We start from the raw sequence: 13,028 nt of genomic DNA on the forward strand, positions 1-13,028 counted from the left end.
GTTAGGTTGGAGCCATGGAGTACACGCACCTAGGCCGTAGTGGTCTGTCGGTGTCCCGGCTGGTGCTGGGCACGATGAACTTCGGCCCGGAGACCACCGAGGTCGACAGCCACCAGATCATGGACCGGGCGCTCGAGCACGGGATCAACTTCTTCGACACCGCGAACGTCTACGGGTGGCAGAAGGGGGAGGGGGTCACCGAGCAGATCATCGGCCGGTGGTTCGCCCAGGGTGGGCAGCGGCGGGAGAAGACCGTGCTGGCCACCAAGCTCTACGGCAGCATGGGCGACTGGCCGAACGAGACGCACCTGTCCGCGTTGAACATCCGGCGCGCCGCGGACGCCTCGCTCAAGCGGTTGCAGACCGATTACCTCGACCTCTACCAGATGCACCACGTCGACCGGGCCACCCCGTGGGACGAGATCTGGGAGGCGTTCAGCGTCCTGCGCCAGCAGGGCAAGGTGCTCTACTTCGGTTCGTCCAACTTCGCCGGGTGGCACATCGCCCAGGCGCAGGAGGCGGCCAGGGACCGGCACTTCCTCGGGCTGGTGTCCGAGCAGTCCATCTACAACCTGCTCACCCGCTGGGTGGAACTGGAGGTGCTGCCCGCGGCCAAGCACTACGGCCTCGGCGTGATCCCCTGGTCGCCGCTGCACGGCGGGCTGCTCGGCGGCATCCTGCGCAAGCAGCGCGAGGGTGGCGCTTCCCGCGGCCTGTCCGGGCGTTCCGGCGACGCGCTCAAGCAGCACCACGACACCATCGCGGCCTACGAGAAGTTCGCCGCGGAACTCGGTGAGGACCCGGCGCACCTCGCGCTGGCGTGGTTGTTGTCCCGCGAGGGCGTCACGGGGCCGATCATCGGTCCGCGCACCGCCGAGCAGTTGGACGGTTCCCTGCGGGCACTGGAGATCACCCTCGACGCGGACGCGCTAGCCAAGCTCGACGAGTTGTTCCCAGCACCTGGACCCAACGGCGACAAAGCTGCCCCCGAGGCTTACGCCTGGTGATCACGATCAGCCCCCGGTCCCACCTGGGCCGGGGGCTGACGTATTCCCACAAAAGGGACATAGCCGTCTGCTATGGTCCCCGGGTATGTCACAGCGTGTTTAAACGCGAATACTCTCCCCTTGACGACGCTTCCGCGTGGTCGGGATGATCGATAAGTCCTGGTCGCCACCGACGGCACATTCTGTGAATCGCAGAGCCCATTCCCGGTGACCACCAGGCTCGAATTCCGAGCGGGGGAGGTCGTCGTGCGCGTTCTCTCGCTCGTCTTGGCGGCCATCCTCGGCGCGGTCGTCGGCATCGGCGCGGGCACCCCGTGCGCGCTGCCGCACCGCGGCACCCCGGTCGAGCAGATCCGCGCGGACCAGGAAACCCTGGTGCGCGGCTTGGGTTTCTCGGCCGTCGAGCAACACAACGACCTGGTGGACGACGGTGTCGCGGTCGCGGCCTCCGACCACACGGCCACCGGCAGGACCCCGGCCGACCCCGGCCTGCGGGTCATCGCCGCCGAATCCACCTCGGCAGGCCTCCTCGCGCGCGGACCTCCGCGCGGGCGCTGATTCCCTTCCCAACGCCTCGTCGGCAAATCGACGCAGGCGCCCCAGTCGCGCCCGAAGAACGAGGAATTCACGATGTCCGAACAAACCGAAGCGCCGGTTTCCGGCAAGGCGGACCCGGCTAGACGCCGCTTTCCGTTAGGCGACGTCAAGTCCGGTTTCCTGGTCTCGCTCATCGCCCTGCCGCTGTGCCTCGGCATCGCCCTGGCCAGCGGTTTCCCGCCGATCGCCGGTGTGCTCACCGCGATCGTCGGCGGCATCCTCGGCGGCCTGCTCGGCGGTGCGCCGCTGACCATCAAGGGGCCTGCCGCCGGGCTCATCGTCATCGCCGTCGGCGCGGTGCACGACCTGGGCCAGGGCGACGCGGTCGCCGGTTACCGCAGGGCGCTCGCGGTCGGCGTGGTCGCCGCGCTGATCCAGATCCTGTTCGCCGCGGTCCGCGCCGCGGGCATCGGCGTGGCCATGTCGCCGTCGGTCGTGCACGGCATGCTCGCCGCGATCGGCGTCATCATCATCGCCAAGCAGGCGCACGTCGTGCTGGGCGTGAAACCCACCGCGGACACCCCGCTCGGCCTGCTCGCCGAGATCCCGCGCAGCGTCGCGCACGCCAACCCGCTGATCGTGCTGATCGGCGTCGTCGCGCTGCTGATCCTGTTCGGGTTACCGCTGGTCCGCGCCAGGTGGAGCAAGTCGGTGCCCGCGCCGCTCGTCGTGCTGGCCGTGGCGATCCCGATCGGGCTGCTGCTGCACCTGTCGAGCCCGCACGACTACCGCCTCGCCGACGCCTCCCACCACCTCGGCCCCGAGTTCCTGGTGCGGCTGCCCGGATCGGTGCTCGACGCCATCACCTTCCCCGACTTCTCCCAGGTCTTCAGCGGCACCTCGCTGCAGTACGTGGCGATGTTCGCGCTGATCGGCACCATCGAGTCCACCCTGACCGTGCTCGCGGTCGACTCGATGGACCCGGCCAAGCGCCCGTCGGACCTCAACCGGGACCTGTTCGCCATCGGCGCGGGCAACCTGACCGCCGCGTTCATCGGCGGCCTGCCGATGATCTCGGAGATCGTGCGCAGCAAGGCGAACCTGGACGCGGGCGCCAAGTCCCGCTGGTCCAACGTCTGCCACGGCGCGATCCTGCTGCTGTTCGTCGCGCTGATCCCCGGCTTGGTGCAGACCATCCCGCTGGCCGCGCTGGCCGCCATGCTCGTCTACACCGGGTTCCGGCTGGCCAACCCGCGCGAGGTCGCGCACGTCGGCAAGATCGGCTGGGACCAGCTGCTGCTGTTCCTGACCACGCTGGTCGTCACCCTCGCCACCGACCTGCTCGTCGGCGTCGCGGCCGGGCTGGCGCTCAAGATCGTGCTGCACCTGGTGCGCGGCGTCCCGCTCTTCGCGTTCCTGCGGCCCCGCCCCGAGGTCACCCGCGATGGCGAGGTGCTGCGGGTCCGCATTCCCGGTGCAGCCGTGTTCCCCGCGCTGCTGCCGTTGCGCCGCGCGATCACCAAGAACGGCGACGGCGTCACCGAGATCGTGGTGGACGTGCGCGACGCCACCCTCGTCGACCACACCTTCCTGACCAGGCTCGACCAGCTGGCCAAGGAACTGCCGGAGGCCACCCTGCGGGTCGAGGGGCTCGACGGGCTGGACCCGGTGTCGGCGCACCCGCAGGCGCTGCGCCGCAGGCCGCGGTCATGATCGGCCCCCTCGTCGAGCGGGCCGCCGAGCTGCTGCCGCAGCAGGGGCCGTTGCAGACCTTCGTGCACCACAACACGTTGCACGCCTTCGAGGACCTGCCCTTCCACGACGCCGTGGTCCGGGCGGGCGTGCTGCTGGGCGCCGAGCCGTTCCCCAGCGAGCAGGAACTGCACGGGTACGTGGAGCAGGGGCGGATCACCGACGCCGACCTGGTCGCGGTCGTGGTCGCGGAGGTCGCCGACGACGGCGTCCCGGTCGTGCCCGGCGGCCCGACCCGCCGCGAGTTCCACACCAGCAGGCTCCGCCACTTGCTCGACGTACCGCGCGGTCCCGCGCTGCGGTGGGTCTTGGCCGAGGCGGGAGACTTGGGGCCCGCGTGGTCGGCGCTGGTGGCCGCCGCGCCTCGCGTCGTGCCGACTGCGGAGCCGACTCCCCGCCCGGCTGACCGGGTACGTGCGGAGACCGGTGTCGACCCGGATGCGTTGGTGCACCCGGTGTTGATCCGGCTCACCGCCGCGTTCCTCGACCAAGGCGTGGCGTATTGGCCGATGCCCGACCGGGACCGAGGGCTCCTCGCCGCGTTCCGGGCGCTCTACGGGCGTGCGGGCGGGCCGCCGGACCGGTTCCTGCGTGGCCTGGGCGCGACCCTGCGCGGCCAGGAGCGCTGGGACGCCGAGCGCACGGTGGCGTGGGCGTTGACCGAGCTGGAGGTCCCGGAAACCGAGTGGGGCGAGGCGATCCTGGCCACCCTGCTGTCGTTGCGCGGGTGGGCGGGCATGGTCCGGCAGTTCGAGGTGCGGCCCGACCGCGCCCCGGTCGCCGCGCCGCCCGCCCGGCTCGTCGACTTCCTCGCCGTGCAGTTGACGCTGGACGTGTTCGCGCTGCGGCACGTGCTCGCCGAGCACCCCGGCCACGGTCCGGTCGTCGAGGTGACCGCCCGGCCGGACGTCGAACTGGCCTACGAGGCGTTCGTGCTCGCCGAACTCATGGCTGTCGACCCGACCCCGGATGCGGCGGCCTGGTTGGCGCTGGTCGCCGACTGCGACGGGCTCGAACGGCGTCGGCTGCTGCACGCCGCCTACGAGCGCAGGCACCGGGTCGGTGTGCTCGACGGGCTCGCCGCGCACCAGCGGATGTCCACTTCGGACCCGTCGTCGGTCGAGTTCCAGGCCGTGTTCTGCATCGACGAGCGCGAGGAGTCGCTGCGCAGGCACCTGGAGGAGAACACGCCGGTCGCGCAGACCTTCGGGTTCGCCGGGTTCTTCGGCGTGGCGATGAACTACCAGGGCGTGCACGACGTGCGGCCGCGTCCACTGTGTCCGGTCGTGGTCACACCGACGCACGACGTCGTCGAACGGCCCGTCGCACCCGCTCGCGGGGTGTTGCGGCGGGTTCGGGGCGGTTGGAGCCACCACGTCGGTGTGGGGAGCCGGACCTTGGCCCGCGGTGGGCTGTTCAGCCTCGCGCTGGGGGCGGTGAGCTTGACATCGCTGGTCGGGCGGTGCCTGTTCCCCCGTCAAGCGCAACGCTGGTCCCACCAGCTCGACGGACCGCACCCGGTCACCCGGCTCGACATCGGTTACACGGTGGCGGAAATGGCGGGCATCGTCGGCACTGTCCTGCGCACGACGGGAATCCTCGCCGCGCCCGCGCCGATCGTGCTGCTGGTGGGGCACGGGTCGTCGAGCATGAACAACCCGCACGAGTCCGCGCACGACTGCGGCGCCACCGGCGGCGGCCGGGGAGGTCCCAACGCCCGCGCTTTCGCGGCGATGGCCAACCACCCGGAGGTCCGTGCGGCGCTCGGCCTGCCGGACGACACCTGGTTCGTCGGGTCGTACCACAACACGTGCGACGACTCGATGACCTACTTCGACGAAGACCTTGTGCCGTCGCGGTTCCAGGCGGATCTGGCTCGGGCGAAGAACTCCGTGGCCCGGGCGTGCGTCCTCGCCGCGCACGAACGGTGCCGCCGGTTCGAGACGGCGCCACCGGATCTGGCGCTGGACGACGCGCTCGCCGAGGCCGAGACGCACGCGGTCGACCTCGGGCAGCCGCGACCGGAGTACGGGCACGCGACGAACGCCGTGTGCGTCGTTGGTCGCCGGTCATTGACCCGTGGGCTCTACCTGGACCGACGCGCCTTCCTGGTGTCCTACGACCCTGCGGCCGACACAGACGACGCACTGCTGACGTCACTGCTGCAGGCGGTCGGGCCAGTGTGCGCGGGGATCAACCTGGAGTACTACTTCAGCTACGTGGACCCGGCCAGGTACGGGTGCGGCACCAAGTTGCCGCACAACATCACCGGCCTGCTCGGCGTGATGGACGGGCACGCGTCAGACCTGCGTACGGGCTTGCCGTGGCAGATGGTCGAGATCCACGAACCGGTGCGGCTGCTGCTGGTCGTGGAGGCCACACCCGCCCGGCTCGCGGCGATCCTGTCCGCCAACCCCGGTCTGGCCCGGCTCGTGGGCAACGGGTGGATCCAGCTCGTGGCCTGGGTCCCGGACGACGACGCGATGTTCCTGTTCCAGGACGGCACCTTCCAGCCGTACGTCCCGGAGGTCGCGGAGTTCCCGGTCGTGTCGCGGTCGGTGGAGGTCTACGCGGGCGAGCGCGGGCACCTGGGGTGCGCGCACGTGCTGGCGGGGGTGGACCTGCCGGTGCCGGTCCTCGCCGCCGCACAGGACGCCAGGTGAACGCCCTGGTCATCGCCGGGGTCGGGGTCCCGCTGGTGACGTTCCTGGTGCTGGCCGTCGCGCTGTGGTTCGGTCTCGTGTGGACGGAACGTGTGGTGTCCGGCCTCGTCGTCGGAGCCGCCGCTTTGTCCGCGCTCGTCGGTCTCGCGCTGGCTGTTGTATGCATTGTGGAGGGACCGTCCGCGGTGTCGCTGGGGACCTGGTTCGCCGGGTTCCCGTTGCGGCTCAGGGCCGACTGGTTGTCGGTGCCGATGGTCGTGCTGTGCGGGCTGTTGGGGTGCCTCATCGGGGCGTTCTCGCAGCGGTACCTGCACCGCGACCCGGGCTACCGGCGGTTCTACCTGCTGCTGGCGCTGTTCGTCGCGGCGGTGCAGGTGGTGGTGCTCGCGGGGACCCTGGACCTGCTCGTGGTCGGGTGGGAACTCGCAGGCTTGGCCTCAGCCCTGCTCATCGCGTTCTTCCACCACCGGCCCGGTCCGGTCGCGGGCGGGCTGCGGGCGTTCATCACGTACCGGATCAGCGATATCGGCCTGATCGGTGCGGTGATCGCCGAGCACCACCGCGCGGGTCACGGTGTCGTCGGCTTGCTGCTGCTGTGGGCCGTCCTGGGCAAGTCCGCCCAGTTCCCCCTCGGCGGCTGGCTGCCTCGCGCGATGGAGGGGCCAACGCCGTCCAGCGCGATCTGCTACGGGGCGATCTCGGTCAGCCTCGGTCCGTATTTGTTGCTGCGCAACGGGGTTGATGGACCGGCGGTGGTGGCGGTGGGAGTTGTCACTGCCCTGTACGCGACCCTGGTCGGGCGTGCGCAGACCGACATCAAGAGCAGTCTGGCCTTCGCGTCAATGACCCAGATCGCCTTGGTGCTGATCGAGGTCGGTTTGGGCTGGAACGTCCTCGCACTCGTGCACCTGATCACTCACGCGGTCCTCCGCAGCGGTCAGATCCTCCGGTCACCAAGCCTGCTGCACGACCACCACCACTTGGAGCAATCCCTAGGCGCCCCAGTCCCCACAACCGGACGTCACTTCGAGCGCTTGGTCCCGGCCAGGCTCCGAACCTGGCTCTACCGATTCGCCTTGGAACGCGGGTACGTTGACGCCTTCCTGGTCGACCGACTCGTCAACCCGTTGGTCCGCACCGTGAACCGTGCGGCCGCCGCGGAAGACCGCTGGACCACCACCGTGGCCGCGAACCGCCAGGCGGTATCCAGATGATCGCGCTTGGGCCGCTGGCCGTGGGATTGGTTTGGCTGGTTGGCGCGATCGTGGTTGGGAGGGTCACCGATCCGCGGCAGGCTCGACGAGCCGCGACTTGGACCGCGTCTGTGGCGGTGGGGGTCTCGGCGGTCGCGTTGACCTTGCCGGAGGCGCCGTTGGGCGGCTCGGTGAGTGCGGGCGCGGGGGCCGTGGGGTGCCTGGCGATCAGCTTGGCGGGATTGCTGGTGGCGGCGGTGAGTCCCGTGGAGGGCGCTGCTCCTGTCATGGCGGCCAGGCTGTTCGCAGTCGCGTGTGGACTATTGGCGTTCCAGTACGCGGTGGTGGACGCGGTCCTGCTGGCGTTGTCCACGTACCTCGTGTGGTCCGGCGACCGGTTGTTCGCGCGCTATCAGTTCCCCGGTGCGCTGCTGCTGATTGTCGGTGCCGTGCTACCCGGTCCTGCTGGGACGGTCTTGCTCGCCGCTGGCATCGTGATCCGCATGGCGGCGTTCCCGGCGCACGCGTGGTTCCCGCGCTTCGTCGACCGCACGCCCGTGGGCGTCGTGGTCGCATACCAGGCGGCACCGGTGGTGTTGCTGGAACCGTCCACTGTGGTCCTCACGGTGATCGGGGCAATCACGGCACTGACGGCAGCGGTGTTCGCCGCCGCTTCCGACGACGGACGCCGTTCGCTGGCATACCTGCTGATCGCGACGAACGGCTTGGTCATCGCGGGCGCGTCCTGGCTGGTCGGCACCCTCGCCACCGCTGGTCTCGCCATGACCGTCGGAGCGCTGGCCGCTCGCCGGGAGTCGTTGTCGCTGCACGAAGGCGGTGACTTCGCCGCGACACCGCGACTGGCCGTGGCTTACCTGGTTTTCGGCCTGTCCCTGGCTGGATTCCCACTCCTGGCCGGTTTCGCGGAAGGGCACCACCTGCCGCACGCGGTCGCGACCCCGATCGGCATCGTGGTGGTGATCGCGTTGTCAGTCACCGGGATCGCGGTGATGCGCGGCTTCCTCGGCCTCTTCACCCGCCGCCGCGCCGCCAACGGCGAACGTGACCTGACTCCGTTGGAGAACTACGGGGTCGTGGTGGCCATGGCCGTCCTGGTCGTGGTCGGGCTGGCCCCGGGCCTGCTCACCTGGGTGTGAGGGTCGGTGGGGCGGAAATCCCGCCCCACCGACCTCGCCCGTCTGGGAGCCGAGGGCGTCGTCCATGTGCAATGAGTCGAGAAAGCGTTGGCGCCGGTCGGGGCTCATCGCCCACCGGCATCCCAAAGACGCCCTCTCGGCTTCTTTCGCCGAGCACCACGACTGCGGCCAAGCGACGAACCGCATGCCTCGCCTCGTCCGCACCGGCGAACCCTGGCGCGACCTGGCCGCGAACCTGTTCGACGGCAACGGTTCCTAGGGCAACGACGCCGTCATGCGCGCCGCCCCACTCGGCGCCTGGTTCGCCGACGACTTAGCGTTGTCCGTCCGGGGCTCCGATGACCTGCTCGCCGAGGCCCTGCCACACCAGCGCCCTGGGCACCGTCCCGTTCGCCCTCTGGGTATCGTGGCCGCCCCACCACCCCACTGGCTGGCCGCGCGCGAACCCTTGTTGCCAAGGTCGAACTCACCAACTGTGACTCGGTTGACCTCTCGCCGTTGGCTGAGCTCCCAGACCTTGCCCGCGTGGAGGTCCTCGCTGTGGGTGAGGTGTTGGGGCTGGAGGCGTTGGGGCCGCAGGTGGAGGTGGTTCGGGACTAGTCCTCGATGTCGTCGTCGTCGCGGGCTAGGAAGGTGGCGAAGCGTTCGGTGGCGGTTTCGAATTCTGGGTTGTTGTCGACGAAGGCGCGCATGCGGTCGGCTAGCCAGGCGAGGGTTACTTCTTCCTCGCCTCGGCGGGTTTCGAGTTCTTCGATGCCGCGGTCGGTGAAGTACACGGTGGGTTCCCCGGGAATGAGAGCGGGGCCGCCGGGAGGTGAAACCGGCGGCCCCGACAACGAACGGTGTTACTCGAAGGCCTTCTCGATCAGGGACCGCTGCTCGAGCTCGTGCACCTTGCTCGACCCCGCCGAGGGGGCCGACATGGGGCGGCGGGAGACGCGGGTGATGCGGGTGACGCGGTCCGGGAAGAGCTCCGGCAGCGCCAGGCCGTAGAACGGCCACGAGCCCTGGTTGGCCGGTTCCTCCTGCACCCAGCGGATGTCCTGGGCGTTGGGGTACCGGTCGAAGATGGCCCCGATCTTGCGCTGCGGCACCGGGTAGAGCTGCTCGACCCGCACGACCGCGACGTCGGTGATGCCGCGCTTGGCCTGCTCGGCGGCCAGCTCGTAGTACAGCTTGCCGGAGACGAACAGGATCTTGCGCACGCCAGCCGGGTCCGGCCTGGTCGGGTCGTCGATGATCGACTGGAACCGGGTGTCGCCGGTGAAGTCCTCGACCGGGGACACCGCGGCCTTGTTGCGCAGCATGGACTTCGGCGTGAACACCACCAGCGGGCGCTGCACGCCGTCGAGGGCGTGGCGGCGCAGCAGGTGGAAGTAGTTCGCCGGGGTGGAGGGCACCGACACGGTCATCGACCCCTCGGCGCACAGCTGCAGCCAGCGCTCGATGCGGCCCGAGGTGTGGTCGGGGCCCTGGCCCTCGTGCCCGTGCGGCAGCAGCACCACCACGTCCGACACCTGGCCCCACTTGGCCTCCGACGAGGAGATGTACTCGTCGATCACCGACTGTGCGCCGTTGACGAAGTCGCCGAACTGCGCCTCCCACAGCACCAGCGCGTCCGGGTTGGCCACCGAGTAGCCGTACTCGAAGCCCAGCGCCGCGTACTCCGAGAGCGCCGAGTCGTAGACCATGAACTTGCCCTGGTCGTCGGACAGGTTCTGCAGCGGCAGGTACTCGCGGCCGGACTTGCGGTCGATCACCGCGGCGTGCCGCTGGGTGAAGGTGCCGCGGCGGGAGTCCTGACCGGCCAGCCGCACCGAGCGGCCCTCCAGGGTCAGCGACCCGAACGCCAGCAGCTCGCCGAACGCCCAGTCGATGCCGCCCTCGCGGGCCATCTTCTCCCGGCGCTCCAGCACCGGCTTGACCCTCGGGTGCACGGTGAAGCCGTCCGGCAGGTTCACGTGCGCGTCGGCGATGTGCTCCAGCACCGAGCGGTCCACACCGGTCGACAGCTTCGCCGGGACCTGCTGGTCGCGCTCCACCGACGGGCTCGGCGAGATCGGGTGCTTCTCCAGCTCCCGCACCTCGTTGAACACGTGCTCGAGCTGGCTGGAGAAGTCCCGCAGCGCCTTCTCGGCCTCTTCCACCGAGATGTCACCGCGGCCGATGAGCGCCTCGGTGTAGCCCTTGCGGACACTGCGCTTGGTGTCGATGATGTCGTACATGCCCGGCTGGGTCATCGAGGGGTCGTCGCCCTCGTTGTGGCCGCGGCGGCGGTAGCAGACCAGGTCGACCACGACGTCCTTGTTGAACGTCTGCCGGTAGTCCATCGCCAGCCGCGCCACCCAGTAGCACGCCTCCGGGTCGTCGCCGTTCACGTGGAACACCGGCGCCTGGATCATCTTCGCCACGTCGGTCGCGTACTGCGACGAGCGCGAGTGCTCCGGCGCGGTGGTGAACCCGACCTGGTTGTTGATGACCACGTGCACGGTGCCGCCGGTGCGGTACCCGCGCAGCAGCGCCAGGTTCAGCGTCTCGGCGACCACGCCCTGACCGGCGAAGGCAGCGTCGCCGTGCAGCGCGACCGGCAGCACGGAGAACCCGACGCCGCTCTCGTCGCCCTTGTCCAGCAGGTCCTGCTTGGCCCGCACGATGCCCTCGAGCACCGGGTCGACGGTCTCCAGGTGCGACGGGTTCGCCGTCAGCGACACCCGGGTCTCCCCGTCGCCGAACATCCGGAAGTACTTGCCCTCGGCGCCGAGGTGGTACTTCACGTCGCCGGAACCGTGCGCCTGGCCCGGGTCCAGGTTGCCCTCGAACTCCTGGAAGATCTGCGAGATCGGCTTGCCGACGATGTTGGCCAGCACGTTGAGCCGACCGCGGTGCGGCATGCCGATGACGACCTCGTCGAGCTCGTACTCGGCCGCCTTGTCCAGCAGCGTGTCCAGCAGCGGGATGACCGACTCGCCGCCCTCGAGCGAGAACCGCTTCTGCCCCACGTACTTGGTCTGCAGGAAAGTCTCGAACGCCTCGGCCGCGTTGAGCTTGCTCAGCACGTACTTCTGCACCGCGGCGGCGGGCTTCTCGTGCGCGACCTCGACCCGCTCCTGGATCCACCGGCGCTCGGCCGGGTCCAGGATGTAGGTGTACTCCACGCCGACGGTGCGACAGTAGGAGTCGCGCAGCACGCCGAGCACGTCGCGCAGCTTCATCCGCTCCTTGCCGGCGAACCCGCCGACCGGGAACTCGCGGTCGAGGTCCCACAGGGTCAACCCGTGCGAGCGGACGTCGAGGTCCTCGTGCTTGCGCTGGCGGTAGTTCAGCGGGTCGGTGTCGGCCATCAGGTGGCCGCGGGTGCGGTAGGCGTCGATCAGGCCGATGACCCGCGCGGTCTTGTCGACCGGGCCCTCGGAGATGTCCTCGGTCCAGCGGATCGGCTCGTAGGGGATCCGCAGCGAGGTGAAGATGTCGTCGTAGAACCCGTCCTCACCCAGCAGCAGGTGGTGGATCTCGCGCAGGAACTCGCCGGACTCCGCGCCCTGGATGATCCGGTGGTCGTAGGTGGAGGTCAGCGTGATGATCTTGCTGATGCCCATCTCGATCAGCGTCTTCTCGCTGGCGCCCTGGAACGGGGCCGGGTACTCCATCGCGCCGACGCCCAGGATCGCGCCCTGGCCGACCGACAGGCGCGGCACCGAGTGGTTGGTGCCGATGCCGCCGGGGTTGGTCAGCGAGACCGTGGTGCCCGCGAAGTCGTCCGCGGTCAGCGAGCCGCTGCGGGCCTTGCGGATCAGGTCCTCGTAGGCCTGCCAGAACTGCTGGAAGGACATCCCCTCGCAGCCCTTGATGGAGGCCACCACCAGGTTGCGGCTGCCGTCCTTGCCCGGCAGGTCGATCGCCAGGCCCAGGTTGACGTGCGCCGGGGTGACCCCCTGCGGCTTGCCGTCGGTCTCGGCGTAGTGCCGGTTCATGTTCGGGTACGCCTCGAGCGCCCGGAGCATGGCGTAGCCGATGAGGTGGGTGAAGGAGACCTTCCCGCCCCTGGTCCGCTTCAGGTGGTTGTTGATCACGATGCGGTTGTCGGCGAGCAGCTTCGCCGGGATCGCGCGCACGCTGGTCGCGGTCGGCAGCGCCAGCGACGCGTTCATGTTCTTCGCGATCGCGGCGGCGGCACCGCGCAGCGGCTTGCGCTCCTCCTCGCCCGCGGTGGCGGGGGGCTGGGACGGCTTGGCCGGGTTCTTGTTGTTCGCGGGCGCGACGGCCTCAGCCGAGCGCGCGGGCGCCGCGGCGGCGGTCGCGGGCGAGGTGGTGGCCACCCGGCCGTTGCCTGATGCGGGCTTGGCCCGCTCGGGCGCCCCGGTCGGCGCCTCGGCCTTCGCGGTGGCCTGGTTCGCGGCCACCGGCTGGGCGGTGGCCGCCTTGGCGGTGCTCGGCGCGGCGGCGGCGGCCTTGGTCCGCGCGGCACCGGTGTCGGCGGCCGTCTTGGCCTGCGCGGCACCCTGGGTCGCCGCCCGCGGTGTTGGCTTGTAGTCCGCGAAGAAGTCGTGCCACGCGGGGTCTACCGACGACGGGTCCGCGAGGAACTGCTCGTACATCTCCTCGACGAGCCACTCGTTCGCACCGAACTGTGACGCAGGGCTGCTGCTGGACACGGCTGGCTCTCGCCTCTATCCATCTCGATCTCGACTTGAACACACTCCCCGTCAGGCTAGTCCCCCG

General features: G+C 70.0%; 8 protein-coding genes. 6 read left to right on the forward strand and 2 right to left on the reverse strand.

The features are described from left to right. Positions 1-14: 14 nt before the first annotated feature. From LV79_RS09470 to LV79_RS09495, 6 genes are all read left to right on the forward strand, one after another. Positions 15-1,007, forward strand: a complete 993-nt coding sequence (locus LV79_RS09470; protein WP_253834186.1) for an aldo/keto reductase — start codon at positions 15-17, stop codon at positions 1,005-1,007. A 246-nt stretch (positions 1,008-1,253) separates the two neighbouring features. Next, positions 1,254-1,565 (forward strand): hypothetical protein, encoded by a 312-nt coding sequence (locus LV79_RS09475; protein ID WP_253834188.1) that lies wholly within the window; start codon positions 1,254-1,256, stop codon positions 1,563-1,565. Positions 1,566-1,637: 72 nt separating this feature from the next. Further along, positions 1,638-3,257 (forward strand): SulP family inorganic anion transporter, encoded by a 1,620-nt coding sequence (locus LV79_RS09480; RefSeq protein ID WP_253834189.1) that lies wholly within the window; start codon positions 1,638-1,640, stop codon positions 3,255-3,257. Continuing rightward, complete coding sequence (locus LV79_RS09485; RefSeq protein WP_253834190.1) at positions 3,254-5,959, forward strand: YbcC family protein; 2,706 nt, start codon at positions 3,254-3,256, stop codon at positions 5,957-5,959. Before LV79_RS09480 ends, LV79_RS09485 begins: the two co-directional genes overlap by 4 nt. Beyond that, positions 5,956-7,173: a proton-conducting transporter transmembrane domain-containing protein gene (locus LV79_RS09490; RefSeq protein WP_253834191.1), complete on the forward strand. Its 1,218-nt coding sequence runs from the start codon at positions 5,956-5,958 to the stop codon at positions 7,171-7,173. Before LV79_RS09485 ends, LV79_RS09490 begins: the two co-directional genes overlap by 4 nt. Positions 7,174-7,283: 110 nt before the next feature. Continuing rightward, complete coding sequence (locus LV79_RS09495; RefSeq protein ID WP_253834192.1) at positions 7,284-8,309, forward strand: hypothetical protein; 1,026 nt, start codon at positions 7,284-7,286, stop codon at positions 8,307-8,309. Between the two features lie 596 nt (positions 8,310-8,905). Here LV79_RS09495 and LV79_RS09500 read toward each other — a convergent pair. Both LV79_RS09500 and LV79_RS09505 read right to left on the reverse strand, forming a co-directional pair. Next, on the reverse strand, positions 8,906-9,085 hold the full coding sequence (locus tag LV79_RS09500; protein WP_253834193.1) for a DUF6104 family protein: 180 nt from the start codon (positions 9,083-9,085) through the stop codon (positions 8,906-8,908). Positions 9,086-9,154: 69 nt separating this feature from the next. After that, positions 9,155-12,961 (reverse strand): multifunctional oxoglutarate decarboxylase/oxoglutarate dehydrogenase thiamine pyrophosphate-binding subunit/dihydrolipoyllysine-residue succinyltransferase subunit, encoded by a 3,807-nt coding sequence (locus LV79_RS09505; protein WP_253834194.1) that lies wholly within the window; start codon positions 12,959-12,961, stop codon positions 9,155-9,157. Positions 12,962-13,028: the final 67 nt, after the last annotated feature.

Origin of the sequence: Actinokineospora globicatena, from assembly GCF_024171945.1 — a bacterium.
Taxonomy (GTDB): Bacteria; Actinomycetota; Actinomycetes; order Mycobacteriales; family Pseudonocardiaceae; genus Actinokineospora; species Actinokineospora globicatena.

Coding starts and splice junctions, on each gene's coding strand:
- LV79_RS09480 (WP_253834189.1), top strand. CDS start 1,638: ATGTCCGAACAAACCGAAGCGCCGGTTTCCGGCAAGGCGGACCCGGCT.
- LV79_RS09470 (WP_253834186.1), top strand. CDS start 15: ATGGAGTACACGCACCTAGGCCGTAGTGGTCTGTCGGTGTCCCGGCTG.
- LV79_RS09485 (WP_253834190.1), top strand. CDS start 3,254: ATGATCGGCCCCCTCGTCGAGCGGGCCGCCGAGCTGCTGCCGCAGCAG.